The sequence below is a fragment of the Streptosporangium sp. NPDC049046 genome (genome assembly GCF_040649155.1).
GTDB lineage: Bacteria > Actinomycetota > Actinomycetes > Streptosporangiales > Streptosporangiaceae > Streptosporangium.
Genome location: NZ_JBEZEZ010000036.1, coordinates 40140 through 65976 on the forward strand (window position 1 = coordinate 40140; position 25837 = coordinate 65976).

22 protein-coding genes and 1 pseudogene are annotated in these 25837 nt (G+C 69.8%); 6 read left to right on the plus strand and 17 right to left on the minus strand.

Translation table 11 applies throughout. The annotated features are described in order from the left end of the window. Nucleotides 1–53 precede the first annotated feature (53 nt). The 3 genes and pseudogenes from AB0B96_RS35095 to AB0B96_RS35105 form a co-directional block, all read right to left on the minus strand. A pseudogene (locus AB0B96_RS35095) lies at nucleotides 54–308 on the minus strand (metalloregulator ArsR/SmtB family transcription factor); the annotation flags it as partial. A gap of 7 nt (nucleotides 309–315) precedes the next feature. Beyond that, nucleotides 316–663: a VOC family protein gene (locus AB0B96_RS35100; protein ID WP_362905776.1), complete on the minus strand. Its 348-nt coding sequence runs from the start codon at nucleotides 661–663 to the stop codon at nucleotides 316–318. A gap of 18 nt (nucleotides 664–681) precedes the next feature. Next, nucleotides 682–2109 (minus strand): DHA2 family efflux MFS transporter permease subunit, encoded by a 1428-nt coding sequence (locus AB0B96_RS35105; protein WP_362905778.1) that lies wholly within the window; start codon nucleotides 2107–2109, stop codon nucleotides 682–684. 280 nt (nucleotides 2110–2389) lie between these two features. Here AB0B96_RS35105 and AB0B96_RS35110 point away from each other — a divergent pair, with 280 nt between their 5' ends. Then, nucleotides 2390–3784, plus strand: coding sequence for a hypothetical protein (locus AB0B96_RS35110; RefSeq protein ID WP_362905780.1), 1395 nt, complete (start codon nucleotides 2390–2392; stop codon nucleotides 3782–3784). A gap of 5 nt (nucleotides 3785–3789) precedes the next feature. On the opposite strand, the gene AB0B96_RS35115 is transcribed toward AB0B96_RS35110, so the two are convergent. The 12 genes from AB0B96_RS35115 to AB0B96_RS35170 form a co-directional block, all read right to left on the minus strand. Next, nucleotides 3790–4329 carry a hypothetical protein gene (locus AB0B96_RS35115; RefSeq protein ID WP_362905782.1) on the minus strand — a complete coding sequence of 180 codons (540 nt, stop codon included), beginning with the start codon at nucleotides 4327–4329 and terminating at the stop codon, nucleotides 3790–3792. An 11-nt stretch (nucleotides 4330–4340) separates the two neighbouring features. After that, on the minus strand, nucleotides 4341–5279 hold the full coding sequence (locus AB0B96_RS35120) for a hypothetical protein (RefSeq protein ID WP_362905784.1): 939 nt from the start codon (nucleotides 5277–5279) through the stop codon (nucleotides 4341–4343). Beyond that, nucleotides 5276–5923: an NAD(P)-binding domain-containing protein gene (locus AB0B96_RS35125; RefSeq protein WP_362905786.1), complete on the minus strand. Its 648-nt coding sequence runs from the start codon at nucleotides 5921–5923 to the stop codon at nucleotides 5276–5278. The genes AB0B96_RS35120 and AB0B96_RS35125 overlap by 4 nt, the downstream gene beginning before the upstream one ends. Beyond that, a complete protein-coding gene (locus AB0B96_RS35130; protein ID WP_362905788.1) occupies nucleotides 5920–6360 on the minus strand; it encodes an acyl-CoA thioesterase in 441 nt (146 codons plus the stop codon). Before AB0B96_RS35130 ends, AB0B96_RS35125 begins: the two co-directional genes overlap by 4 nt. Continuing rightward, on the minus strand, nucleotides 6357–11750 hold the full coding sequence (locus tag AB0B96_RS35135) for an SDR family NAD(P)-dependent oxidoreductase (protein ID WP_362905790.1): 5394 nt from the start codon (nucleotides 11748–11750) through the stop codon (nucleotides 6357–6359). The genes AB0B96_RS35130 and AB0B96_RS35135 overlap by 4 nt, the downstream gene beginning before the upstream one ends. Before the next feature lie 4 nt (nucleotides 11751–11754). Next, entirely contained in the window at nucleotides 11755–12669 is a 915-nt protein-coding gene (locus AB0B96_RS35140; RefSeq protein ID WP_362905792.1) for an enediyne biosynthesis protein UnbU, read from the minus strand. After that, entirely contained in the window at nucleotides 12666–14531 is a 1866-nt protein-coding gene (locus AB0B96_RS35145; RefSeq protein WP_362905794.1) for a VCBS repeat-containing protein, read from the minus strand. The genes AB0B96_RS35140 and AB0B96_RS35145 overlap by 4 nt, the downstream gene beginning before the upstream one ends. Continuing rightward, a complete protein-coding gene (locus AB0B96_RS35150; protein ID WP_362905796.1) occupies nucleotides 14528–15472 on the minus strand; it encodes a DUF1702 family protein in 945 nt (314 codons plus the stop codon). The genes AB0B96_RS35145 and AB0B96_RS35150 overlap by 4 nt, the downstream gene beginning before the upstream one ends. Nucleotides 15473–15628: 156 nt before the next feature. Then, nucleotides 15629–16090: an SRPBCC domain-containing protein gene (locus AB0B96_RS35155; protein ID WP_362905798.1), complete on the minus strand. Its 462-nt coding sequence runs from the start codon at nucleotides 16088–16090 to the stop codon at nucleotides 15629–15631. A gap of 51 nt (nucleotides 16091–16141) precedes the next feature. Next, a complete protein-coding gene (locus tag AB0B96_RS35160) occupies nucleotides 16142–16477 on the minus strand; it encodes a metalloregulator ArsR/SmtB family transcription factor (protein WP_362905800.1) in 336 nt (111 codons plus the stop codon). Between the two features lie 86 nt (nucleotides 16478–16563). Next, the gene (locus tag AB0B96_RS35165) at nucleotides 16564–17295 is read right to left on the minus strand and encodes a metalloregulator ArsR/SmtB family transcription factor (protein ID WP_362905802.1); all 732 of its coding nucleotides are present in this window, start codon (nucleotides 17293–17295) and stop codon (nucleotides 16564–16566) included. 42 nt (nucleotides 17296–17337) lie between these two features. After that, nucleotides 17338–18477: an FAD/NAD(P)-binding oxidoreductase gene (locus AB0B96_RS35170; protein ID WP_362905805.1), complete on the minus strand. Its 1140-nt coding sequence runs from the start codon at nucleotides 18475–18477 to the stop codon at nucleotides 17338–17340. A gap of 156 nt (nucleotides 18478–18633) precedes the next feature. Here AB0B96_RS35170 and AB0B96_RS35175 point away from each other — a divergent pair, with 156 nt between their 5' ends. From AB0B96_RS35175 to AB0B96_RS35195, 5 genes are all read left to right on the plus strand, one after another. Further along, complete coding sequence (locus AB0B96_RS35175) at nucleotides 18634–19317, plus strand: metalloregulator ArsR/SmtB family transcription factor (protein WP_362905807.1); 684 nt, start codon at nucleotides 18634–18636, stop codon at nucleotides 19315–19317. 98 nt (nucleotides 19318–19415) lie between these two features. After that, nucleotides 19416–20033: a 4Fe-4S dicluster domain-containing protein gene (locus tag AB0B96_RS35180; protein WP_362905809.1), complete on the plus strand. Its 618-nt coding sequence runs from the start codon at nucleotides 19416–19418 to the stop codon at nucleotides 20031–20033. Further along, a complete protein-coding gene (gene nrfD / locus AB0B96_RS35185) occupies nucleotides 20030–20833 on the plus strand; it encodes an NrfD/PsrC family molybdoenzyme membrane anchor subunit (protein WP_362905811.1) in 804 nt (267 codons plus the stop codon). Before AB0B96_RS35180 ends, nrfD begins: the two co-directional genes overlap by 4 nt. A gap of 20 nt (nucleotides 20834–20853) precedes the next feature. Further along, complete coding sequence (locus AB0B96_RS35190; RefSeq protein ID WP_362905813.1) at nucleotides 20854–23349, plus strand: molybdopterin-dependent oxidoreductase; 2496 nt, start codon at nucleotides 20854–20856, stop codon at nucleotides 23347–23349. Beyond that, nucleotides 23346–23801 carry a molecular chaperone TorD family protein gene (locus tag AB0B96_RS35195; RefSeq protein WP_362905815.1) on the plus strand — a complete coding sequence of 152 codons (456 nt, stop codon included), beginning with the start codon at nucleotides 23346–23348 and terminating at the stop codon, nucleotides 23799–23801. Before AB0B96_RS35190 ends, AB0B96_RS35195 begins: the two co-directional genes overlap by 4 nt. Here the strand turns inward: AB0B96_RS35195 and AB0B96_RS35200 are convergent. Together AB0B96_RS35200 and AB0B96_RS35205 are read right to left on the minus strand one after the other, a co-directional pair. Further along, the gene (locus AB0B96_RS35200; protein WP_362905817.1) at nucleotides 23794–24996 is read right to left on the minus strand and encodes a ferritin-like domain-containing protein; all 1203 of its coding nucleotides are present in this window, start codon (nucleotides 24994–24996) and stop codon (nucleotides 23794–23796) included. The two genes, AB0B96_RS35195 and AB0B96_RS35200, sit on opposite strands and share 8 nt — an antisense overlap. After that, nucleotides 24993–25832 (minus strand): PhnD/SsuA/transferrin family substrate-binding protein, encoded by an 840-nt coding sequence (locus tag AB0B96_RS35205; protein ID WP_362905819.1) that lies wholly within the window; start codon nucleotides 25830–25832, stop codon nucleotides 24993–24995. Before AB0B96_RS35205 ends, AB0B96_RS35200 begins: the two co-directional genes overlap by 4 nt. Nucleotides 25833–25837: the final 5 nt, after the last annotated feature.

Genomic DNA, 25837 nt, shown 5'->3' on the forward strand with positions numbered 1-25837 from the left:
TGCGCGAAGCCCGCCCACCAGATGTCCTCAAGGAAGGCTCGCAACCTGGCCAGGGTGTCCTGGCTGGCCCGGTAGAGGCGTCGGGTGCCCTGGCGGCGTTCGACCACGAGGCCGGCCTCCCGCAGGACCTTCAGGTGCTGGGAGACCGCCGACCGGGTGACCGCGAAGTGCTCCGCGATCTGCCCGGCCGGAAGCTCCGCGGCCGCGATGAGATGAAGGATCGACCGGCGGGTGGGGTCGGCGATGGCCCGCAGGACCACGTCGAGTTCCTCGTCCCCGGTTCCGGCACCCGTCTCACCTGCGGCCATGGTCAGCTCAGCGCTGCCACAGACCGACGGTGATGCCGTCGGGGTCCTTGAACGTGGCCATGGTGCCGATGCCCGGGATCTCGTAGGGCGGCACTTCACGCCTGCCGCCCTGAGCCTCGATCTGCTTGAGGGTCGCCTCGGCGTCCTCGACCACGATGTAGGCGACCAGGGCGGGGTCGGCGTCGGGGTTCTCGCCGATGCCGCCGGGGATGCCCTCGGACGCGCCGGTGTCGACCATGCCGTAACCCATCTGCGGGTCGACATCGATATTCCAGCCGAAGATCTCGGAGTAGAAGGCGCGGGACGTCGCGGCGTTCTTGGACGTCAGATCGAACCAGGCGATGGGGTTGCCCATGATTGTTTCCCTTCTCGATTACTTTTCGTGGACGGAGGAAGGCTCGGTGGCGGGCGCCGGGTCGTACTGGGGCCGCTTGATGACGAAGGCCCCCAGCACACCGACGAGGGTGATGGCGGTGAGCACGATCGTGGCCGGGGTGAACCCGTCGACGAAGCTCTCGGGGCTGCCGTAACCGCCGGTCGCGGTGAAGGTGGCCGCCGCCGCCGCGACGCCGAAGACGGCGCCGACCTGGCGGACGGTGTTGCTGACACCGGCGGCGATGCCCGCCTCCATCTGGCTGACCGAGCGCATCACCGCGGAGGCGACGGTGGGGAAGGCGATGGAGACCCCGATGCCGGCCAACAGCAGCGGGAAGATCATCGGACCGTAACCGGTGCCGGCGGCGGCCATGAGGGCGATGGCGCCGAACCCGACGGCGTGCAGCAGCAGTCCGACGATGACGAGCGGGCGCTCCCCCATCTTGTCGGCGAGTTTTCCTGCGATCGGCGAGACGAAGAGGGCCAGACCGACCCAGGGCAGCATGCGCAGGCCCACGCCCAGCGGCGAGTTGCCCTCGGCGAGCTGGAGGTACTGCGCGAACACGAAGCCGTTGCCGTAGAGCGCGGCGGCCAGCGCGAAGCCCGCGATGACCCCGCCGGTGAAGCTGAGGTTGCGGAACATCCCGACCGGCATCATCGGGCTGGGCACCCTGGTCTGCCAGAAGACGAACGCCGCCAGTGCGATCAGGCCGCCGATGAAACCGACGAGAATGGTGGGCTCGGTCCAGCCCGCGTCGCCACCCCGGATGAGGGACTGCGCGATACCGAACACGCCGAGCGTCGACAGGACGAGACCGACGACGTCGATGCCTCGTACGGTGCCGTGGGTCTCACCGATCTTCACAAGGCTGAGCGCGACGAGCGCGATGCCGACGGGAACGTTCAGCCAGAAGATCCACTGCCACGCGAACCCCTGGATGATCAGGCCGCCGACCAGCGGTCCCGCCGCGACGGCCACACCGGAGATGGCACCCCAGACACCGAAGGCGGCACCGCGCTCCTGCGGCGGTGTGGCGTCGGCGATGACCGCCAGCGCCAGGGCAATGGCGATGCCACCGCCGATGCCCTGCACGGCGCGGGCCGCGATCAGGGTCTCGATGGTGGTGCTGAGCGCGCAGACGGCCGAGGCCAGCGTGAAAACGGCGATGCCCGTCACGAACAGTTTGCGTCGCCCGAACCGGTCGCCGAGCGCGGCGCCGGTCAGGATGAACGCCGCGAAACCCAGCTCGTAGGCGTTGACGGTCCAGCCCAGACCGGCGACGCCGGCGCCGAGCTCCTCGTGGAGAGTCGGCAGGGCGGTGGTCACGACGAGGACGTCGAGACCGACCATGAAGGACGCGAACGAGGCCAGGATGAGCGTCCACCGTTGGCGGTCCCGGGGGAACTGCGAGGAGACGTCGGTCATGGTCACTCCAACCAGACAGATGGGGCGGGCCGAGCAGGGCAGCGCCTCGCGCGCCCCTGACCCGGAGAAGATCCAGAGATCACTGTATGGTTTTAAACGTTAGCCAATGCTTTCGAAAGCGTCAACTGTCGCTCCAAGAGAGCCGAGGGGCCGAGCCTGTCGCGAAATGAGAGCTTCCAGACTTCATGTCGACTTCTTCGGATTCCGCCACCGAACGGTATTGACTATATATTTATAAAGTACTCCACTGGAAGTCATGAACCGGAGAACCCTCTTGGGCGTGGGTGCCGCGCTTGCCGCCCTCGCTCTCACCTTCGGCTGCGCCACCGGTGCCGTCGCGCCCGGTGCGCGAGAGGCCACCCCCGCTCCCTCGGGTGCCGTCGTCAACAGTCCGAATGTCAAGCTCGCGGCGAACGTGCCGAAGCCCGGCCCGTTCGCCGCGCCGATGGCACCGATGACCGACATGGCCTTCACCGGCGACCACGCGATCGCCGGGAATTTCGAGGGCTTCGTCGTGTACGACATCCGCGATCCCGCCGCTCCGCGCATCGTCAGCCAGGTGCTCTGCCCCGGAGCGCAGAACGACGTCTCGATCCATGGTGACCTGCTGTTCCTGTCGACCGATGACCCGCGCAGCGACGACACGTGCAAGAGCACGCCCGCCTCGCCGACCGACCCGGAGGCGTGGGAGGGCATCAAGATCTTCGACATCGCGAACAAGTCCGACCCGCGCTATGTGGCCGCGGTCAGCACTCCCTGCGGCTCGCACACGAACACGGTGGTGCCCGGCGAGGGCCGGGACAGGAACTCGGTCTTCGTGTACGTCTCCTCCTACGGTCCCGCCCCGACGAATCCCACCTGTCAGCCACCTCACAACAGCGTCTCGATCGTGAAGGTGCCGGTGAAGTCGCCGGAGAAGGCGAAGATCGCGGCGCGGCCGATGCTGTTCCCCAAGGGCGGCAACCCGGGGAACGCGGGCGCGACGTGGTTCCCGACGAGCGGTTGCCACGACCTCACGGCCTACCCGGCCAAGGACCTGATGGCCGGAGCGTGCATGGGCGACGGCGTGCTCATCGACATCTCCGACCGGCTCAAGCCCCGCGTCATCACCACCGAACGCGACGTGGAGAACTTCGCCTTCTGGCACTCGGCCCTGTTCAACGACGCGGGCGACAAGGTCGTGTTCACCGACGAGCTCGGCGGCGGCATGGTCGCCACCTGCAACAAGGCGGTCGGCGCGCAGGCCGGGGCCAATGCCGTCTACACCATCGAAGGACGCGGTGACCGGCGTCGGCTGGTCAAGCAGAGCTATTTCAAGATTCCCCGCGAGCAGGGGCCGACGGAGAACTGTGTGGCGCACTACGGCTCCCTCGTGCCCGTCGCCGGGCGGGACGTCATGGTGCAGGCGTGGTACCAGGGCGGCGTGTCGGTCTGGGAGTTCACCGACCCGCGCCGGCCGAAGGAGATCGCCTACTTCGACCGGCCGCCGCTGTCGGAGAAGCAGCTCATGCTCGGCGGCGCGTGGTCGGCGTACTACTACAACGGCTTCGTCTACGTGACCGACACCCAGAAGGGCCTGGACGTGCTGGATCTGCGTGACCCCGGCCTGCGTTCGGCCAAGAACGTGAAGCTTGGGGAGTTCAACGCGCAGACCCAGTACGCCAGGAAGCCATGAGCCTGTCAGCCGGTCGTGACGAGGGAGCGGGTGGCGCACCTGCAGTTCATCGCCGCCCGCTCCTCCGGCCGGGGCCGCAGGTGCAACACCATCGCCACGACCATCGGGACGAACACGATGGTGTTGTAGAACAGGTGCAGCTCGACCCTCGGGATGAGGAGCTGGATCAGACTGGTCGGCACCGCCTTGCCCGCGATGTACGAACCGGTGAGCGCCTGGATGAGGAGCAGCAGGTGCTCCAGGTGGTGCCAGGCCTGGATGCCGAGCGAGACGGTCCACCACGTCCTGGCCCGGCCCGTGAAGCCGGGCCGCAACAGGATCAGGCCGACGAGCATGAGCAGCGCGTACCCGTAGTGCATCCACTCGGAGTGGACCAGCCACGGAAAGGGCACGCCGAGGACGCCGCGGGCCTCGTGCAGCGGCCAGCCCAGAGCGTAGATCTGGATCGCCTGGGTGATGTGCTCGGCCCAGTGGGCCACGACGATCACGAGATAGACCCGGAGCGCGAGGTGGTGGTAGCGGTTGTTGACGGCCCAGGAGCGCATGACGACCTCCGTCAGTACCAGGTGATGGTGGGGAACCAGATGACGCCGGTCCTGGCGAGCAGCCGGACGTCCCAGTAGAGGAAGGTGAAGATCCCCGCGACGAGCAGCGCCGATCCCGCGACCAGGGCGACCCTGCCGGGCTTGGAGGTGAGCCAGCGCTGGACCCGTCCGCCGGTGGCCACCGCGAGCAGCAGGAACAGCAGCGCGAGCACGACGATGTTGCCCAGCGACTGGGTGACGAACGACAGCGCGCCGTAGAGGGGGTTGCCGCTGTCGGCGACGTCGCGGAACAGCTGCCGGTAGAGGCCGAACGGCCGGCCGATGAGGAACAGGCCGATCAGCACGCCCATGAACAGCGACCGGGCATGCGGGAAACGGGCCGACACCCTCGCCAGCGGGTCGGGGACCAGACGCAGCGCGGCCAGCCCGAGGTAGATCATGATGAGTCCGAGTACGCCGAACACGACCAGCGACTGGACCAGGCGCGGCGCCAGGCCCGTGGTCACGGTGGCGGTGGAGTACTGGGGCATGTTCGTGCCGAAGAAGGCGACGACGACGCCGTACAGGGCGGAGACGACGGTCATCCCGGCGACCAACCAGGCGAGCGGCACGATCGCCTGGGTGATGCGGCCCTTCACGGTGCGTCGTTCGCCGAGCATCGGGGCGACGGCTCCGAGCGCGGCGATGTTGCACGCGGTGAAGGTCCCGCCGAGGCCGCTGGCGAACGCGAACAGCACGCCCGACAGCACTCCGGCGATCGGCGCGCCGGTGGCCTCGTGACCGATGATCGCGCTGGTGACGTTCTCACCGATGACCCGGTCGACGAAGGGCGCCGACCACAACACGGTGAGGGCGAAGCCACCGAGGAAGCTCAGCAGGACGATCCGGCCCCGGTGAGCCGGGACGTCGGTGGGCGGGGTCATGGCGGGATGGGGCTGGGTGGCCGTCATGTCGGCCGTCCTTTCTCGTGGGGAGTGATGAGCCGGAATCCGACGGAGTCGCCGAAGCCCTGCTCGGTGCCGAGGTGACGCAGGAAGGCGGCCAGCGACTCGATCCACGTGCTGGCCGAGAGAGGCCCGGCGTCCACGACGTCGAGGCCGGCGTCGCCGAGCAGACGCCTCACCGCGTCCTTCGCACCGGGGTCGTCGCCCGCGACGGGAACGGTGAGGCCGTCGCCCGGACGGACGGCGGCCAGCCGCCGGGCGGAGACGCAGTTCAGCGCTTTGACGACCGAGCTCTTGTGGAAGACCTCGGCGACGACCTCGCCCGACGAGCGGGGCCCGCCGGCCGGCAGGTCGCCCGGGCCGGGGTTGGAGACGTCCACGACGACGTGCCCGGCCAGCTCACGCGCGACCAGCGGGGCGACGACGTGACAGGTCACCCGCAGCCGGGTGGCGAGGAAGACGATCGAAGCCTTCGCCGCGAGCGCGGGCAGATCGGCCGCGACCGCACCGGGCAGTGCCTCGGCCAGCAGTGCGGCGGTCCGGCGCGGGCCGCCGGCGAGGATGAGCCGATGCCCCCGCGGGTGCAGCAGGCCGGCGATCGCGGCGCCCATCGCGCCGCACCCGACGATCCCGACGGGGTCGCCGGTCACCGCCGTCTTCCCGGCACGGCGTACGCGTCGAGCGCCTCGTACAACTCCTGGGGCACGTCGATCGCGACGAGTTCGCCGTCGACGCGTTTCATGCAGGCCACCGTCTGCGAGCCTCTGGCCACCAGCCGGCCTGGGCCGTTGCCGACCCGGAAGTAGTCGAAGCCCATGACGATGCGGTTGAGATCGATGCTGTGCAGCGTCATCCGGACGGACACCAGGTCGAATGCCTGCAACTCGGCGAAGTACTCGCACGAGCAGGACACGGTGACCAGGGCGAGGTCCGTGTAGAGGCTGCTCAGCACCCCCGGCGCGTGGTCGGCGAGGAAGCGTTCCCTGCACGCGCCCTGCCAGGCCACGTAGTTGGCGAAGTACACGTTGCCGACGAGATTCGTGTCGGCGAAGGTCACGAGGTGTTCGTAGGCGAAATGGGGATTCACGGCGTTCCCTTCACGAGGACGGCGACTGCCACCGGCCTCGGTTCACCGCCGACGCGCACGATCGCCGAGGCGACCCGGTGCGGGCCGCCTCGCAGCAGCACCCATCCCTGCTCGTAGACCCCGGCCACGGTGAGCGGCACCTCGCCGGTGTCGCCCGCCGCGGCCAGGCAGGAACGGGCCGTGCGCAGCCGCGCGCCGGTGTACGCGGGCGGCTCACCGATGAGCCGGGTGATCGGATGGGGTTTCCCCGGCGGCTCCTCCGTGTCCGGTGCCACGTGTTCCAGCGCCCAGGCCGGCGAAGCCGCGCCGGTGACCTCCACCGCGAGGCCGGGCCCCACCTCGACCTGGAGGTCGGCGTCCGGAAGCAGGCTTTCCAGCCCACGTTCGAGGTATGGCCCCAGCACCACGACCGGCCATCCGTCCTCGGGTTCGAGCGGGCCGATGTCGCGTAGTCCCAGCCGGTGCCAGCTCATGACCGGGCGACCGGCCGTGTCGTGGACGGACACGTCGTAGACGTGGTCGGCTCCGTCGCGGTGACGTTCCACCGCCGACAACCGCAGTTCCTCCGGATACGGCCCGGCGTCGTGCACCACGACCGCCTCGCATCCCACCGGCAGCAGCCGTCGTCCGGGCACGCAGACCTGAAGGGCGTGGATGGTGGCGTCGGTGAATGTGGGGTCGCCGAGTTGCATGCCGCCGGGCCGCCGGCGGTCGGCCGCGTTCACCACGGCCACGCATGACGTCGCCTCCAGATGCTCGTAACGAAGGACCCGCTGGAAGGCGGGCCCGTGGAAGAAGGTCGGCCCGTAGAGGTCCCGGCCGTCATGGGCCGGAAGGGACGATCGCCGGCGCAGCGGCTTCACGGGATCGGCGCTCATCCCGGCCACGGCGGTGAAGTGGTCGGTGGCGTAGCCGCTCTCCTCGCTGCGCAGCACGACCCGCACACCCCCGGGTACGACGAGAGCGCAGACGCGGACGGTCCGCAGGCCGTCGGCGGGCACGATGACCGGACGGCCGAAACGTGCCTCACCGAGTGAGGTGACCGGCTGCCCGGTCAGGGTGGCGGCTGTCTGGGCCATGAGTTCCAGCGCGACGACCGCGGGCAGCACGGCCAGCCCGTCGATGAGGTGGTCGCGCAGCCAGGGATGGGTGTCGAGGCCGAGGTCGGCTTCGGCCACGAGTTCGACCCCGGGCACATGGAGGCGGACGCGGGTGAGCAGTGGACCTTCGGGGACGCCCGGCCGGTCGAGCTGGGGCAGCCGGCCGGTCGCCAGGACGCTCGGGCTCTCGGTCGTCAGCACCTCGTGCAGCAACTCGACCCCCCTGTCGGCCGGGACCGGGTCGACTCCCGACCGCCGCAGGCCGTCGAGCACGTCGAGGCGCTCGCCCATGCCGGCCCCCGACCAGGCCGTCCAGTCGACGTTGCGGACCCGGCATCGCGGCGCCTCCGCGGCCATGACCCGCGCGAGCTCGCGCATACGCCCGTTGGCCAGGGCGTAGTGAGCCTCGCCTTGGAGACCGAACCGGCCGATGACGGAGCCGAAGGTGACCAGGTGACGGAGCCTGGGCACATCGACGGCCGCCAGGACGGCCTTCAGTCCGTGGTATTTGGCGGCGGCGTGCCGGGCGAAGTCGTCGTCGGTCAGGTCGGCGAACCGCTTGGGCTCGTTGACTCCGCCGCTGTGGATGATCGCGGTGACCGGTTCCCTGATCGCCGCGCGCACGGCCGCGGGGTCGGCCAGATCGGCCCGGAGGTAGCCGTACCGGATGCCCTGCCCGTCCAGGGCGGCGAGGTTGGCGCGCAGTTCGTCGTCGGACGACGGGTCGGCGCGGCCGAGCAGCAGCAGGCGGCAGCCGTAGCGGGCGCCGATGCCGAACGCGCACCGGTAGCCGATGCCCCTACCCCCACCGGTCACCAGGACGACGTCGTCCGCGGTCAGCGGCGCGTCCGTGGGTCCCGCCTCGGCGGGGCGGAAGACCGGGACACCGACGTACCCGTGCGCCCGTACCTCGGAAGGGCCCTCGAACGGTGCCGCGAGCACCCGCGCGACCGTCTCCGCGTCTCCGGCGGAGACCCACCGCGTCCAGTGGTCCGGGTGTTCGGCGCGTACGGAGGCGAGGAATCCCGAGGCCGTGTCGCCCTGCTCGACGACGGTGACCGGTGAGCCGGTGCGCACCGCCGCGAGCAGTTCCGCGATGTCCTCGTCGGAGGGGTCTTCCGGCAGGAACACCAGCTCGGCGTCGGTACCCCGAAGAAGCGTGGGTTCGAGGGAACGCCGGAGCGGACCCCGGCCGCTGACGCGCCAGGCGTGCGAATGTTCCGCACGGCCCAGTTCGACGGGTTCGGTGTGTTCGGTGAGCAACCGGTGCCAGCCCGCCACCCCGGCCAGCGGCGGTTCCGCCTCGTCGGCGGCGGGGAGGCCGGCGATGAGCGCGGCGAGTTCGGCGACCGAGATGTCGGCGAACATCGGCGGCTCGGTGGACACCGCCTTCCCGCAGGCCGTGGCCGCCTCTCCCGCGAGTTGCACCACCCGCAGCGAGTTCAGGTGCAGATCGCTGAGCAGCCGGTCGTCCTGGCCGATGGCCTCCACCGGCAGTTCCAGCAGCCGCGCGACCAGTTCCCGCACCGTTTCCGGCACGCCGCCCGAGGCGGACCGGATCTCCGGCGGAGCCTCCACGACGGACGGGACGTGGTCGTCTTCCTCTGCCTGCGGTGCCTGCTCGCAGGGGTTCTCCAGGAACACCGGTTCTCGCCACAGGTCGAACGGGCGGTGCGACCGGTTGGCGAACAGCGGTCGCAGGTCGGTGGCGAGCCCGAGCGCGTAAAGCGCCGCCACCGCGTGGAGCGGTGCGGCGGCGGACGTCCCTCCGGTGTCCATCGCTACCACCGGCAGGGGCGTCAGCGTGGCGGCCGACGAGGTCAGCGACCGGCCGGGGCCGACCTCGACCAGCAGGTCGCAGTCGCGCGCCAGGCCACTGACGGCCTCGGCGAACCGTACGGGGGCCGTGAGCTGTGTGGTCAGCAGCTTTACCAGGTCGGTGTCGGTGTTCAGGCGGGTGCCGAGCACGGTGGAGTGGACCGGCCGCCCCACGCTGCCGAACTCGAGGCCGCGCAGGTGTTCGGCGAGCACCGGCTCCGCCTCGGCGAAGGCGGGGGAATGGAAGGCGTGGCTGACCCTCAGCGGCCGGGCCGTCACCCCTTGTTCCCGGCAGCGTGCGACCAACTCGGCCAGTTCGTCGTCCGCGCCCGCGATCACATGGGATGTGCCGTGTTCGGCGGCCACGACCAGGGGCGTCCCCGCGATCAGGTCGTCGGCGACGTCACGCCCGGCCATCACCGACACCATGCCGGTTCCCCGCGCCCCGTGCGCCTTCATGATCTTGCCTCGGGCCGCGGCCAGATCGATCGCCTGGGCCTCGGTGAACGCGCCCGCCCAGTGGAGCGCGGTGATCTCCCCCAGACTGTGCCCGACGGCTCCGTGCCCGGTGACGCCGAGCGAGGCCAGCCAGCGCAGGCCGGCGATCGACGCGCACAGCACGGCGGGCTGCACCACGGCGGTGTCGGCCGTGTCGCCGCTCCCCCCGGGGAAGTAGGCGCCCAGTTCGGGATCGAACAGGCCGAGCGCTCCGGGGCCGGCGGGGGCACCCGCGCCCTGGCCGGTGAACAGGAAACCGGCCCGTCCTGCCGGACCTTCGCCCACCGCTCCTCCGGGAAACACCGCGAAACCGTCGCCGAGCACGGCGAGAGCCCTCGTGGCCCGTTCGGCGAGTTGCGCCGGGTCGGCGGCGACCAGTGCCGCCCGGAACATGAACTGCCCGTCGGGGACGAGGTCCGCGGCCAGGTCGGCCAGCTCGGCCATCGCCATGGTTTCCGCGGCGGCCACGGTGCGGCCGAGGAGGTCGCGGAGTTCCGCGCGGCTACCGGCGCCGAAGGCGAACACCTCGTGGCCGGGTGGAGGGGCTGCCAGCAGTCGTTCGCGTGCGGTCAGCCCTGCCCTCCGGACGGCGGCGGCCGACTCCAGAACCACGTGTGTGTTGATGCCGCCGAAGCCCATCGCGCCGACACCGGCCCGCAACGGCGCGTCCTGCGGCCACGGTTCCGCTTCGGCGAGCACCCGCAGTGGGGCGTCGTGGGCGCGCAGGCCCGGGTGAGGGGTTTCGCAGCCGGTCGTCGGCGGGAGCACCTGCCTGTGCAGCGCCATCGCGGCCTTGAGCAGTCCGGCCAACCCCGCGGCGGCCTTCGTGTGCCCGATGTTGGCCTTGATCGAGCCGAGCGCGGCGGGCCGGCCCGTCCTCCTGCCTCTCTGCGCCTCGACCAGGGTGGCGATCTCCACGGCGTCGCCGACGGCGGTGCCGGTGCCGTGGCCCTCGAACAGGGCGACGTCTTCCGGGCCGTACTCCAGGTGCTCGTAGGCACGACGCACTGCCAGCAGTTGTCCCGTCCGCTCCGGACGGGTGATACCGCCACGGCCGTCGGACGACACTCCCCAGTCGCGGATCAGGGCGAGCGGCGCCCGGCCTTCGGCGAGCGCGTCCTCGGCCCGCATCAGCATGACCATGCCGCACCCCTCACCGGGCCAGAACCCGGTGGGCCGCTCGTCGTACACGCGCATGGCGTCTGTCGCGATCGCACCGGTCCGGGCGAAGCCGACCAGTTCGAAGGGGTCGAGGCTGAGGTCGACGCCACCGGCGATCACGACGTCCGCGGCTCCGGCGCGCAGCGTGTTCCCCGCCGTGACGATCGACAGCAGCGACGAGGCGCAGGCTCCGTCGACGGTGTAACCACCCCCGTGGAAGCCGAAGTGGTTGCAGATGCGCCCGGCGATCGTGTTGGCCAGCCCGCCCGCCAGGCTCTCGTCGTTGGGTTCGGGAAACGGCTGCTTGAACCTCTGCTCCACGGAAGCGAGGAACCGGGCCAGGTCTGGCCCCTCCCAGCCCTCCTCGGCGAGTGCCTGCCGCATCACCCGGCGGACGTAGGGCCAGCGCAGTCGTAACCCGTTGGCCCGGCTGAACTCGCCGTTCATGGTGTTTCCGACGACCACGCCGACCCGGTCCCGGTCGAGTCCGGCGCCCTCGGGGTAGCCGGCCGAGGCGAGGGCGTCGGCCGCCACCTCCAGCGCCAGCCAGTGGGCGGTGTCGGTGACCCGATGCACCGGCCCGGGGACGCGGAACCTGGCCCGGTCGAAGCTCCAGCCCTCCAGCACGGCCGCGAACCTGGCGTAGGTGCCGTCGCGGTCGCCGGAGTAGTCGGCCAGGTTCAGCCGACCGGGTGGGATCGGCCGGAAAGCCCTCCTGCGGGAAAGTACCGACTCCCAGAGCTGGGCCGGGTCGTCGGCGCCCGGGTAGCGGCAGGCGGCGCCGACGATGGCGATGGCAGCGCGGTCGTACACGGGATCACGTCCTGTTGGCGGTGACGAGGAGTTGCGGCGCGGGTTCCTCGGCGGGGCGGGCGGCCCGGGCGCGCAGCGAGATCAGGCCGAGGGCCGTTCCGCGCAGGGCGCACACGATGACCAGTGCGAAGAACAGACCGAAGGCGATGTGCACATGGACCAGCAGCCCGTACACGGCGGCCGTCGCGACGCCGAAGGCGGCCTGGTTGGCCGGTTTGACCGGCGTGGTGCCCGGGTCGGTGATCATGTAGTTGGTGAACAGCACGAACGCCGTGCCGGTCATCACGGTCAGTGCGGTCACCGTGGCGGTGCCGTCGATCCCGGTCCGGATGACCGCCTGCGCGGCGAAACCGATGACCCAGCCGAGGATGAGCGGGATCTTCTTGGTCAGCATGGCGTTGATGACCGTGCCGGAGATCAGGATGATCGCGGGCAGCACCCAGTCCAGCGGTCCGCTGATCCACTCGGTGAAGTGGTACGGCGGCGCGATGCCCACCCACGGGAAGAGGATCAGTACCACGACGATGCCGAAGTTCGACGGGTTGAGCACGTGGCGGAGCTTGCCCCGGACGCGTACCCGGATCAGGTACTTCGACGTGATCGCCACGATCACCGCGAAGACGACCGGGGCGATGCGGTCGTTGGCGTAGAGGAGCATCGCGCAGGCCAGGGCGGTGATGTGCGCCGGCAGCAGGAAGGTCACCAGTCCCGTGAGGCCTTCACCCCGATACTTGGGCGTCCGCCCGGTCATCGTGGCGTCGAACCACTCCAGACCGATCTCCAGGATGTACGCCGCGGCCAACGCTGCCAGCGGCGTGACATAGGCCTGTTCGAAGCCGAGTACGGCGTGCCCCAGGATGTTGAACACCGTGATCGAGAGCGCGAACCGGCGCAGGGCGATGACGCGGGGGTCTTTCATCGGACGCCTTCCTTGACGGATCCGTCGTTGCCGAGCAGGACCGTGTGCCATCCGGCGGTCAGCCGCAGGTCGCCGCTGTGCCGGACACCGCAGGCGTCACGCCAGGTCACGGTAACCTCGGCGGCCTCGCCGCCGAGGGCGAACAGCAACTCGGGGGACGAGACCCCGGCGTGGCCGGCGGCCGGGTAGACCTGTCCGGTCTTGACCCCGGCCGCACCGGAGCGCAGCCGTACCGACGCGCCGATGGCCGGTGTCGGATTGGCCGCGCCTTCGCAGGTGGCCGGGCGGGTCAGGGTCAGGCCGAGGTGTGGCAGGTCGGTGGTCCTGGTGTTGCGGTAGAAGTGCGACTGGTGCCACTGGTTGCCGACGGCGTAGTCGAGGCGGCCGTCATGGTCCACGTCGCCCAGCGCGATGCCGCGCGTGGGACCGCCGTCGTCGAGGCCGAGCCGTGTTCCCAGGTCGTGGAAGCGGCCGTCGGAACCGCGGGCGAAGAACCGGTCGGGGTCGCTTCCCGACAGGTCGTCGGTGGGGCCGAACCGCGGCCACGCGCCCGGGTCGATCAGCAGGGTGTCGTTGGTCATGGCCAGTTCCTGCAGTTCGGGCCAGCGGTTGACCTCGCCCTTGATGAAGCCGGTGGCCTGGACGATCTGCAGATCGCCGGTCCCGGCGAAGTCGCCCATCTTCACGTCCCAGCCCCAACCCGAGCGGGAGATGCCGAGCGGTTCGCTGTGGTCGTCGTAGGAAGCGGTACCACCGGCCTTGAAGGCGACGCCGTCGGAGCTGAGCCAGGCGAAGTTGCTCTCATGCAGGCCGTAGTTCTGGGTGATGTTGCTCACCACCATGTCGGGCACCTCGTCGGCGTTGAGATCGCCGAAGGCGACGCCCATGCCCTTGAACGAGTCCCACCCGAGTGCCTTGGACTTCGGGGTGGTGAAGTGGCGCACGCCTTCGACGAGCTCGAACCGAGGGGCGCCCGGCGTGGAGATGTTGCGCAGCAGCCGATCGGGGCCGAAGTCGTTGGCGGCGTACAGGTCGGGGCGACCGTCGGCGTCGAGGTCCTGGGCGCCCATGGCGAGAGTCCAGCCGTCACCCATCTCGGCGTCGAAGGCCCCGGCGGCCTCGGCGAAACGGCCTTCCCCCCGCGCCAGCAGGATGCGGTTGCGCCCGGCGTTGTAGCCGGCCGACATCGAGTCCTGCATCTGGAGTTGTGACTGCACCGCCACGGGATCGAGCACCCGCGCGTTGTCGGGGAAGTAGTTGCCGATGGCGACGTCGGTCCGGCCGTCGCCGTCGAAGTCCGCCAGCGACACCGCGTTGGTGTTCCAGACCTGGTGAGGGGTGACCATCTCCCTGGGGAGGAATCCGCTCCCCGAGTTCAGGTGGAGGATGGGGCTGCGGCCCCAGAAGTAGACGAGCAGATCGGTGCGGCCGTCGTCGTTGTAGTCGCCGGGCACGCACCCCATCGGCGCCATCGTCGCGTCGTACGGCAACGCGCCCGCCGTCAGCGTCCGCGAGGCGTACCTGTCGCCCGTCCCCGGAACCGGCAGCAGCCGGACCGAGTCGTCCCGGGCGTCGACGAGGCAGACGTCGTCGGGAAGGCCGTTGGCGTCCACGTCGGCCAGTGCGACCGCGCCACCCAGCGAGGAGATCCAGTGGTCGATCTTCTTGTACGCGGGCGCGACGGCCCGGATGGATCGTTCCGTTTCCGTTCCGTTCAACGGGAGCCGCTGGAAGGAGAACGCCTCGGCGAGGGCGTCGACCGTCGCGGGTGCGGCGGCCGGCTGGCGGGCCGCCTGCCAGCCGGCCACGACCAGCACGACGGCCACGACCTGCACCAGGCGTCTCTTGATCGGGGACGTCACCGTGTCACCTCTCCCATGGTGGTCGCCCAGGCGTCGCGTACTCCGGCCCGCCAGGCTTCGTAGGTCTCGGGGGTGTCCGCGCGGCCGTCGAGTGCGGCCAGTGCGTCGTCGGTCCAGCGCGCGGCGACCGCCACGTCCGCGCCGGTGAGGATCTCCACCGCGGCGGATGTCTCGGGGGTGACGATCCCCGAGAGCAGGTGGGCCTTGGCCGCGAAGGCCGCCCCCTGCGCGAGTTGGGCGGCGTAGCCGTCACCGGCCACGAGCAGGCGTTCGAGCGCCGGAGGCGACTGTGCGCCGGTGTATGCCGCCGCGAGCCCGATGCCCGCCCACAGGTCGGCACGTCGGCTCTCGGGCAGGCCGCCGATCACTTCGGCGACGCGGGCCGGCTCTGCTCCGGCGTAGAACCACAACGCCCGGCCCGCGCCCTGTTCCCTGATCGGACGGCATGCCACGGGCACCCGGGCCTCGATCCAGCCGTCGCCGAACACCTTCGCCGGGTGGAAGAACGCCTGGTGGAAGCCCCAGCCGTCCCACGCCAGCCAGCGCAGAACCGGCGGACCGAAGCGAACCCCGGCCCAGGGGCGCAGGCGCAACCGGGCGTAGGCCCAACCGGCGCCGACCAGCAGCAGGTGGACGTAGCGTCCGCCGGTCGCCGCGTCGAGTTCACGCAGACGGCGACCGCCGCTGACGGTGACCAGATCGAGGATGACCGCGCTCATCGCGGCGCCCTCGTAGGCGAAGCCGCGCACCCGCCCGGCGAGCCGCTCGACGTCCGGTCCGGCCGGGTCGCGAGCCAACATCCCGTTGTATCCGGCGGCGAAGGCCGCGACCACCGAATCGAGCACCGGCCCGACGGCCGGGTCCGCGAGCCGGAAGCCGCGGGCGCCGAGGTCGAGATCTTCGGGCCGGAGGGTCAGCGGACGGCGGAGTACCGATCTCACAAAAGAATGCGACGTTGCCACAGAAAGCAACAAATAACATTGCCAAAACGGGTGTCAACCAAGGATCGAGCAGAAACTCCGCGACGTGCGAAAACAAATTCTATAAGAATCTATTGAATAATTCTCGGTCGCCGGACGATTACCTGCCGCAGTAGGTCAGCCGTTCACCGAGGCCTCGAAACGGCCAAGGATGAACGTCCACCCCGACTGGTGGGACAGGTAGGACTCCATCAGCAGGGGGGTCAGATTCTCCCAGCCCCTGTGGGTCATTTCCACCCTTGTCAAGGCCGGACCCAGTGGTTTGAACAACAACTCGACCTCGGTGAGGGTGGGGGTTTTGATTACTTCCCACGTGAAGGTCACCGAATTCGGCGGATCCCACCGAAGAATGTGCCCCCAGTCACGTTCCTGACCGTCGGCGAGAATTTCATAGATGCGCCCGCCGACGTGTTCCTCGACACACACGTCGCGCACCTGCCCGGGCTCGATGGCGATCGACTCGACGGGCCACCACGTGGCCAGTTTCCTGGTGAAGGTGTCGAAGGTGCGGGACTGGTCGGCCTCGACGTTGACCGAGTGGCGGATGGGTTCGACGTTGATCCCGGCCAGGCTGGTCATCGGCTCTACCTCTGCTTACGGCGGACGGTCGGCACAAGTCTGCCAGACGGATCAGCCCGCCACCTGCTCATCGCGCAGGCCGTCACGACCTTCGGCCGAGTCGCGGGCGCGGGCCATGCTCTCGCGCCACAACGACTCGACAACCTCGCGGAGTTGAGCCAGCGCATCCTCGCTGGCCCGGTAGATCCGCTTCGTCCCGTCGCGCCGTTCCAGAACCAGACCCGCGTCCTTGAGGATCTGCAGGTGCTGGGAGACGGCGGAGCGGGTCACCTCGAAGTGCTCGGCTATCCGTCCGGCGGGCAGCTCCTCGGCGGCGACCAGACGTAGGATCGCCCGCCTGCGAGGCTCGGCGATCGCTCGCAGCACCTCGTCCACGTCACCGCTCATGAAGCCGATCCTAGCCAGGTGGTGGAACCCCTCAATGTCTAAGAGGCTAGGTACCCCTTTCGTTAGCGTCAACTTTCACAGGAAGGTCAGGCGCCACGTACGGCCGAGTGCTGCCGCTCGCGCACCGGGGTCACCGGTAACTGGCGGCGGGGCGACGGGCGGCCCGAGGCGAGGGGGAAACGCTGCAGGCGCCATTCGAGCATGCCCTCCTCAAGTCGGCGCGCGCAGCGTCCATGGGACTTGAGCAGCCACAACGCCTCCCGCGCGAGCAGGCAGTGGGAGCTGCGGCAGCAGACGACGATCTCGGCGCCGAGCGGCAGTTCCTCCACCCTGGTGCGCAGTTCCTCGAGGGGAACGGAGACCGCGCCCGGGATGTGGGCGGCGAGATACTCCACGGCCGGACGTACGTCGATCAACATGGTCCGGCCGTCCCCACGGCGGCGTAGCAGTTCTTCCCGAGTGATCGTGGCCTCCGAGGCCACGCCTCTGAGAGGTACCACGCGGGGTGCCTCCGGCTCCGGCGACCGCCTGCGGGTCACCTGGCGCAGGTTGGCATAGAGAGAGGCGACGTCGTCGCCCGCGAGGCGATAGTAGATGCGGGTGCCGTCGCGGCGGCTGCACACGAGCCCCGCGTCTCGCAGGACCTTCAGTTGCGCGGAGGTGTTCCCGATCGGCACACCCGCCGCGGCCGCCAGGTCCTCGACGTTGCGCTCGGCCTGGGAGAGCAGGTCGAGCAGGTGGAGCCGGACGGGATTCGCCAGCGCCTTGGCGACTCGGGCGAACTCGGCGAGCACCGTGGTCACGTTGTCGGTGGTCATGTCAACCTAGCCTTTCCCGTCTTTCTCAATGGTGGTGCCGCGCTACGCGTTCCAGCGCTTGAGCCAGTTGCCTTCCTGATCGGCCTTCTCCTCGTGGAATAGGGGGGATGGATCGTAGAGGGTCACCTCGGGAGCCGGATCTTTGAGAAAGTCGCCCTCCCCCTTGGCGGCGACCCGATCGCCGAGCTCGATGTAGCAGGAGCCACGTCCGTCGAACCACGGTTCCGGCCCCTCGTAACCGAGATGCCTGGCGACGCCGTCGGCCACGACGTCGGCGGCGCCTTCCGCGAAGACGGCGGCCTTGGGCAGCGGTTTGCCGTTCGGCAGGACCAGCGCGCTCGTGTCACCGATCGCCCACACGCCCGGGGAGGTGGTGGCGAAGGTGCGCGGAGCGACAGGAAGCCATCCGCCGAGCGCGGCCGGCGGCCGGTGGGGTGGCACCAGCGCCAGGAGGTCGTACGGCTCGCGGGCGCCGTCGGCGAACACCAACTCTTCTTCGCCGATGGACTCGATCACGTGTTTTCCGTGGAACCCGATCCCCGACCGGGTGAGCATGCCGACCAGTGCCTCGCCGACGACCGGACCGGCGACCGGCATGGGCAACGGGTCGGGGGTGAACACGTCGATGGTCACCTGGTCGCGCGCCCCCGTCTCGGTCAGAAGGTCGGCGGCGAGCAGGGCGGCCTCGAACGGCGCAGCCGGGCACTTGAACGGCACGCCGGCGATGAGCACGGCCAGCCGCCCGCGCCGTAGGGCCGTCAGCTTGTCCCGCATGGCGGCTGCGCCGCCGAGTGTGTAGAACTCTCCGGCCCGCCCGCTCGCCAGGACTTCCGTCAGCCCGGGTACGGCCCGCGTATGGAGGTCGGCCCCGAGGGCGACCACCAGCGCGTCGCAGTCGAGCACACCGGCGTCGGTGTGCACGCGGCGGTTGTCCAGGTCGACGTGCCCGACCGTGGCTTTGATCATCTCGACACCGGGCAGGGACTCGGGAGTGGGCCGGACCCGGACCCGCTCGGGGGTGCGCCAGCCGCGCATCACCCAGAGCAGGGACAGGCCCAGGACTCCGTCGAAGGATCGGTCGACCAGTTGCACCCGGTCGGTGGCGGGCAGCCGTTCACGGAGCGCTTCGGCGGCGGTGAGACCGCCCGCTCCGGCCCCCAGGACGACGACGGTGTTGGTCACGGTGTGCTCCCATCGATTCGAATCGATCTTTGAAATACGGTCCTGACCAGTCTGTTCAGGGAAACGATCACGAAGCGTCGGATGACGGGACAGGCATCTCGCGGAACGCTATACTCCTCCACACATCCATTAATCCATTGCTCATTGGAGGATTATATGGTCGGGGACAGCGAGAGAAAAGCCTCCCTTTTCGACCAGATCGCCCGGGTCGGCAAAGCCCTCGGTCACGGGAAGCGCCTCGAACTGCTCGACCTGCTCGCCCAGCGGGAGCAGAGCGTGGAAACCCTCGCGCAGACCGCGGGACTAGGGGTGACGAACACCTCGGCACATCTGCAGACGCTCCGCCACGGCGGGCTGGTCGCCACCCGGCGCGACGGCCAGCGGGTGCTCTACCGCCTGGCCGGCGCCGACGTGGTCGAGCTGTACGCCCGCCTGCGGGCCGTGGCCGCCACCCGGCTCGCCGACGTCCAGGTCGCCGTGGTCGCCTACCTCGGCGAGCACACCGAGGAGATCACCCGCGACGAGTTGCTGCGCCGCGCCGAGGCCGGGCGCGTGACGATCCTCGACGTACGCCCACAGGTCGAGTACGAGGCTGCCCACATCCCCGGCGCCATGTGCATCCCGATCACCGAACTGCCCGAACGGCTCAGCGAACTGTCGGCCGACACGGAGGTGGTGGCCTACTGCAGGGGGGCCTACTGCGTGTTCGCACCGGAGGCGGTGCGTCTCCTCAACGCCCACGGCATCCCGGCGGCACGGCTGAGCGAGGGCATGCTCGAATGGCAGGTCGCCGGACTTCCGGTCGAGACCGGCGATTCACATATTCAAAAGAATTCGTGAATTGACGCCCAGCTGCACCGACGCCTTCACCGGTTGACTGGAGAAAAATCCCGATTTATCCTCCGAATCGCTGATGCCCGATTATCGGGAGGGGATTCATGGCTCGCCTCGGCATGCTCATCGACCTGCGAACCTGTATCGGTTGCCACGCCTGTTCCGTCGCCTGCAAAGCGGAATTCGACGTCCCGCTGGGGAACTTCCGCGACACCGTGAAATACGTCGAAGAAGGCACCTATCCCAAGGTCACCCGCCATTTCATCCCCGTCCTGTGCAACCAGTGCGAGGACGCTCCCTGCCTCAACGCCTGCCCGACCGGCGCGGTGGTCCGGCTCGACGACGGGCAGGTGACGATCGAGGAGGGCGACTGCAACCTCAACCGCGCGTGCATGGCGGCCTGTCCCTATGACGCCATCTACGTCGACGAGGACCGGGGCGCCGCCGCCAAGTGCACCTTCTGCGACCACCGGACGGCCGAGGGACGGCAGCCCGCCTGCGTCGACGCCTGCCCCACCGGCTGCCGCGTCTTCGGGGACCTCGACGATCCCGCGAGCGAGATCTCACGCCGGGCCGCCACGAACGACGTCACCGTCTGGAAGGAAGGCGAGGGCACCCGGCCGCGCGTGCTCTACGTCGATCCCCGGAACGCGCTGCCGCTGATCGAGAACGAGGGCGTGCAGGTGGACACCACCGCCGGCCTGCCCGGCGAACCCTCGTGACCGTTGCCTGGGGACCGCTTCTGGCGGTCTACGTCGTGCTGGTGGGCCTGCCCACCGGGCTGACGCTGATGACCTGGTGGGTCGGCCGCTCAGGCGAGACGGCGCGGTTGGAGCGGATGGGCACCTGGGGCGCGCTGCTCGCGCTGGTGGCCATCAGCCTTCTGCTCGTGGTCGACCTCGGACGGCCGGAGCGCTTCCACCTCATGCTGGTCCGGTTCGACAACCTCGCCTCCCCCATCTCGTGGGGTGCCAAGCTGATCGCCCTGAAGATCCTCCTGCTTCTTCTCGTCCTGTACGCCATCGAGCGTCGTCGGCTGCCCGAACACCGGCCGCTGCCGCGCGTCACCAGCGTCGTCGCGGGACTGCTCCTGGCCGTCAGCCTCGCGCTCGCGCTGTATCCCGCCGCGTTGCTGGCCCGCTCGTGGGCGTCTCCGCTCGCCGGAAGCTCCGGGGTGCTGTTCCTGCTCACGGCGCTCCTCATGGGCGCGGCCGTGATCGTGCTCGCCGGGGCCGACGGGCGGACCGCGCTACTCGGCCTGCTGGCCGCCTCGGTGGTGGCGCTGGCCATGGAGGCGCTCGCGCTGGCCGGGCGGCCGACGGACCGGGCTCTGCTGGCCGAACTCGTGAGCGGTGACTTCGCCCTCCTGTTCTGGGGACTGGCCGTGGGCACGGGACTGGTGCTGCCCGCCGCCGGACTGCTGGCGCTGCCGCGCACCCGCCTGGTGACGGGGCTCTGCGCGGTCGCCGTGCTCGTGGGTGCGGCGGCCACCCGCTACCTGCTGTTCGCGGTCGGCTCGTAGAACTCGTAGAAGGAGTGCCCATGTCAACGTGGACGCTGACCCGGCGTGACCTGCTGAGGGCCGCCGTGGTGGCGGGAGTGGGCGCGGCCGGGCTGGGAGGCATCGAGGTCGTGCACCGGATGACGAGCGCGCCCGGCGTGGCCGGGAAGACCGCGGGCGCGCTGCGCAGGGTCGCGTCGATGTGTCAGATGTGCACGACGGCGTGCGGCATCATCGCCAACGTCAAGGACGGACGGCTGCTCACGATCGAGGGCAACCCCGCCGACCCGAACAGCCAGGGCTCGGTGTGCGCGAAGGGCGTGGCCGGCCCCTCGGTCCTGTACGACCCCAACCGCCTGCTCTACCCCCTCAAACGGGTCGGCCGCAGGGGCGAGGGCAAGTGGAGGCGGATCACCTGGGAGGAGGCGTACACGGAGATCGCCGACCGCCTGCGGGCGATCCGCGAGAGCGGACGCCCCGAGGAGTTCGCCTTCCAGCAGGGCCGCAACCGCTCCACCGACATCGTGGCCCGCTTCCTGAACTCCTTCGGCACCCCCTCGGCCTTCAACCACCGCGCGCTCTGCTCGCTCAACCGGCGGGCCGCGATCCTGAGCACCATCGGTGACTCCGACTGGGACCTCGGCGACTTCGAGAACAGCCGCTACATTCTCAACTTCGGCAGCAACTGGGCCGAGGCCCACCAGGGCCACATCCCGGTCGCGATCCGCATGATGCGGGCCCGCGAACGCGGCGCCAAGATCGTCACCTTCGACGCCCGCCTGTCCAACACCGCCGCCCTCTCCGACGAGTGGTACGCCGTCCGCCCCGGCACCGACGGCCTCATCGCCCTGGCGATCTCCAATGTCATCTGCACCGAACGCCTGTGGGACCGGGAGTGGTTCGACCGCTGGACGAACTCCACCGCCGAGGAGTACGCCGAGCACGTCAGCGAGTACACACCGGAGATGGCGGAGGCGGAGAGCGGGGTGCCCGCCGAGGCGATCCGGCGCATCGCCCGCGAGTTCGCCGGGGCGGCCCCGCGCTGCACCACGATCTGCAACCGGGGTTCGGCCGCCCACCGTAACGGCTTCCACAACGACCGCGCCATCACGGTACTCAACGCCCTGGTCGGCAACATGGGCAAGGAGGGCGGCTGGTGCTGGCATCCGATGAGCGCCTGGGACAAGAAAGCACTGCCGGAACCGGGTCCGACCGTTCCCAAGCCGACCGCGCGCAGCCTCATCGCCGAAGCCAAGGACTGGCCGCTGGCCAACGCCTGGGAGGGCAACAAGATGCGGGTCGGCGAGATCGTCTATCTGTGGATCAAGGAGCGGCGGCAGCGGATCTCGGCGCTGATGACCTACAACTGCGACCAGGCGTGGGCATGGCCGGAGGCGAACCTGGTGCGCGAGGTGCTGGCCGACGAAGAACTCGTGCCGTTCCATGTCTGCCTCGACGTGATGGCGTCGGAGACGTCGAACCTGGCCGACATCGTGTTGCCGTGGACGACGTATCTGGAGCGCTGGGACATCGACTCCCGGCCGCCGCAGGGGCTGGTCGACTACGTCGGACTGCGGCAGCCGGTGGTGGCGCCGCTGGGCGAGTCGAAGGACCTGCGAGAGATCTTCCCCGAACTGGCCCGCCGGATCGGTGGCGGCATGGAGGAGTACTTCCCATGGTCCACTCAAGAGGAGTACTTCGAGCAGTACTTCGCCCCGGTGCCTGGCGGCTTCGGCCGCATGCGGTCGACCGGCGTCTACGTCGACCCCGCGAAGAAGCCCAACTACCTCCCCTATGAGAAGGAACTGACCGAGCAGGAACTCAAGGGCACCCGCACCGAGGACGGAGTCGTCTACAACGCCGAAGGCGCGATCGGGGTCATGGTCGACGGAGTCGCCCGACGTGGATTCGGCACCCCGTCACGCAAGGTCGAGGTGCACAGCCGGTTCGTCGCCGACCGGGGCCGCGAGGCCGACCGCGCCATCTCCCCCCTTCCGGTGTACGAGCCCATCCCGGGGCACCGCGAACAACTCGCCCAGGGCAGACTCATCATGATCAGCTTCAAATGGAACGTGCACAACGCCCACCGGACGATGCAGTCGAAATGGCTCCAGGAGATCTCACACACCAACCCGGCGTGGTTGAACCCCGCCACCGCCGCCGGGCTCGGCCTGGCCCACGGCGACTGGATCGAGGTGACGAGCTACCGGCCCCTCGATCCGGAGGTGCCCCGGGGCGACGGCTCACGATTGGGATCGCTGCGCACCCGTGTTCACCTCACCGAGGGTGTGCATCCGCAGGTCATCGCGATCGCACACAACGCCGGGCGCACCACGGGCGGGCCGGTCGCCTCCAACGGCCGCGATCGGGCCGTGCTGCCCGGCCATGAGCCGCCGGACCATGGAAAGGTCTGGTGGGCGGGCACGCTGAGCGTGGCGCAGAACGACATCCTGCCGATCTATCCCGACCCGGTGTCGGGGCAGCAGGCGTACCACGACACGATCGTCACGGTCCGCAGGATCGAGGGCTCCGCGTGAACGGAGACGTGATCCTGCTCGCCTCACGCCTGATCAGCTCGGAGATCGACGCCCCACTGCGGGAGGCACTCGGCTGCGCCGAACCCCTGGAGGAGCTGTCGGCCGAGTTCTGCCGCCTGTTCGTGGGGCCGCGACCGATGTGCCCGCCGTACGCGTCGGTGCAGCGTGGCGAGCCGATGATGGGTGGACGTGCCGAGCGGCGACTGAAGGAGTTCGTCGCCCGGCACGGGCTCGACGTGACGGTCCCACCGGGTTACGCCGTGCTCTCACTCGACCACCTCGGGGTGGAACTGGCCCTCCTCCACCACCTTGGGGAGGGGCCGGTGGCCGAGGAGTTGCTGGAGGATCATCTGCGGCCCTGGGCGCCCGGCTACCTCCGGCTGCTGGAGGAGTCGGCGTGCCTGGAGCCCTACGTGTCGGTCGCGCGGTGGTGCAGGGAGGAGCTCACATGAAGTTCCTCGTGTGCAGGGCCGACAACTCGGCGGCCTCGTCGTGCGGGAAGCCCAGGCGTACCAGCCGGTGCCGGCGGCCTTCGTCCATCTCCGCCTGGAGTCGCTGCACGGCGGCGTAGCCCCGCCTGATACCCGCGGGGGTCCACTCCCCCGCCGCCAGCACGACCAGGGCGTCGAAGACGTCCTGGTTCAGCCCGGCACTGGAGATCAGGGTTTCGTGGCGTTGCTCGACCGCGCCGCGCAACCGCCCCAGCAGTGTGCGGTCGAGCGTGCCCTGGTGCTGCAGATGCGCGACGCCGAAGGCGACGTGACGGGCCTCGTCCTGACGCGCCATCCTGGCCACCTGACGGGTCACCGGATCGGGCGCGTTGCGGTCGATGAACGTCAGCAGGTTGAGGAAACTGCCCTCCCCAAGGACCGACAGCAGGAACGAGGCCATTGAGAAGTCGGGTTCCCGCAGCAGCGTCGCCAAAGACTCCCTGCCGCTCACCGACGAGGTGCCCATCTCGCCACCCGTGAGCAACGCGCGACGGGTGAAGACCTCGACGTGGCGGGCCTCATCGGCGGCCTGCACGGCCAGGAGCTGCAGGACCTCACGGAAATGCGGATGGATCCGGGCCAGCAACCGGGCTGGGACCACCAATGCCGCCTGCTCGTTCTCCACGAGAAAAGTCATCACCTGCACCACCGCCCGCTCGATCTCGGGGGCGAGGTCGACCTCGGCGTCCCAGGCGATGGCGGTGTTCGGATCCCATTGGGAGGCGGCGGCGTTGGCGTACAGCGCGGGAGCCAGGTCGGCCCAGACGAGTTCGCGGGAGGCCAGGTCGACGGCGATGGGTGGTCCGCCGGGCTCGATCAGCGCACCTCTGGCGGCCAGGCCCCAGTGGGCCGGGGGCCGGGTCACGATGCCCGCAGGAGTCGGCCCTCCGGCACGTTCGGCGTGCGACCATCGGTCGAGGTCGGCCCGGCCGCGCGTCACCCAGACCCGGATGTCCTCGTCACCGCCCTCGACACCGTCCTCGGCGCGGCGGGTGGCGTGGCCCTTGGACCGGCACCACGCCTCCACGTGCACGACCAGCGCGGGGTCGAGGCCCGCGACCCCGATCTCGTCGCCTGGCCGCAACGGGTCCAGTGCCCGTTGCAGCAGGATGTGGGCGCCCTGTTCGAAGCCCAGGTCGCCCAGGTCCAGCGTCATGGCCGGTACTCCACGGCGGTGACCGCACCCGCCGCGTCGTAGAAACCGGTCTCGTCGACGGCCTTCTCCAGCAGGGGGTAACCGCTGACGCGGCCCGGTTCCCAGCAGGTCAGGCCCTCCAGGTCGAACAGCGGCCTGACCTGGGGATCGGTGTACGACATCGACAGAAGCAGTTCGGCGAAGGCAACCTTGGTCTCGTCGGGGACCGTCTCCCCGACCGTCAGGTTGCAGTGGTCGTAGGGCATGGTCTGACCGATGACCCGCGTCGAGCCAGGAGGCAGCGTGCCCTCCCTGCCGAACAGCAGGTGGTTGGAGTCGATCATGCAGGCGGCGGCGACCGAACCCGAGACGAGCGCGCGGGCCGCGTCACGTTCTCCGCCGATGTGATCGCCGTGCAGGCCGACGCCGACGTCGAAGCGGCGTACGTTCACCCGCACGCCCTGGGAGCCGAGGAAGGACAGGGGCAGCAGGGTCGCCTGCGGTGAGTCGACCGCCCCGACAGCGACGGTCTCCCCCTTGAGGTCGGCCACGTCCTTGAAGGGCGAGTCGGCCCGGACGACGATCAGCGAGGTCAGCCCTCGGTCGGTGTCCCGCATGACGAGCGGGGTGAGGGCGCGCCCGCGCGCCCGCGCCAGGCGGTGGCTGCGGATCCACGAAAGCGGCGAGTTCCAGGCCGCGTCGATCCGGCCGTCGGCGAGGTCTTCTGCCTGGCGTTCGTAGTGAGAGTAGAGGACGAAGTCGAAGGGCAGGCCGTGCTCGGTCAGCCATGACCGAAACCCGCCCCAGATGGTGACGACCTTGGGGTCGTAGGCCACCGCACCCATGAGAAGAGCCATTCGCC

Excerpts from the sequence above, each read along its gene's own strand:
- AB0B96_RS35165 (WP_362905802.1), bottom strand. The coding sequence starts at position 17,295 with ATGACCACCGACAACGTGACCACGGTGCTCGCCGAGTTCGCCCGAGTC.
- AB0B96_RS35175 (WP_362905807.1), top strand. The coding sequence starts at position 18,634 with ATGGTCGGGGACAGCGAGAGAAAAGCCTCCCTTTTCGACCAGATCGCC.
- AB0B96_RS35180 (WP_362905809.1), top strand. The coding sequence starts at position 19,416 with ATGGCTCGCCTCGGCATGCTCATCGACCTGCGAACCTGTATCGGTTGC.
- AB0B96_RS35190 (WP_362905813.1), top strand. The coding sequence starts at position 20,854 with ATGTCAACGTGGACGCTGACCCGGCGTGACCTGCTGAGGGCCGCCGTG.
- AB0B96_RS35205 (WP_362905819.1), bottom strand. The coding sequence starts at position 25,832 with ATGGCTCTTCTCATGGGTGCGGTGGCCTACGACCCCAAGGTCGTCACC.
- AB0B96_RS35100 (WP_362905776.1), bottom strand. The coding sequence starts at position 663 with ATGGGCAACCCCATCGCCTGGTTCGATCTGACGTCCAAGAACGCCGCG.
- AB0B96_RS35140 (WP_362905792.1), bottom strand. The coding sequence starts at position 12,669 with ATGAAAGACCCCCGCGTCATCGCCCTGCGCCGGTTCGCGCTCTCGATC.
- AB0B96_RS35200 (WP_362905817.1), bottom strand. The coding sequence starts at position 24,996 with ATGACGCTGGACCTGGGCGACCTGGGCTTCGAACAGGGCGCCCACATC.
- AB0B96_RS35155 (WP_362905798.1), bottom strand. The coding sequence starts at position 16,090 with ATGACCAGCCTGGCCGGGATCAACGTCGAACCCATCCGCCACTCGGTC.
- AB0B96_RS35115 (WP_362905782.1), bottom strand. The coding sequence starts at position 4,329 with ATGCGCTCCTGGGCCGTCAACAACCGCTACCACCACCTCGCGCTCCGG.
- AB0B96_RS35120 (WP_362905784.1), bottom strand. The coding sequence starts at position 5,279 with ATGACGGCCACCCAGCCCCATCCCGCCATGACCCCGCCCACCGACGTC.
- AB0B96_RS35160 (WP_362905800.1), bottom strand. The coding sequence starts at position 16,477 with ATGAGCGGTGACGTGGACGAGGTGCTGCGAGCGATCGCCGAGCCTCGC.
- AB0B96_RS35105 (WP_362905778.1), bottom strand. The coding sequence starts at position 2,109 with ATGACCGACGTCTCCTCGCAGTTCCCCCGGGACCGCCAACGGTGGACG.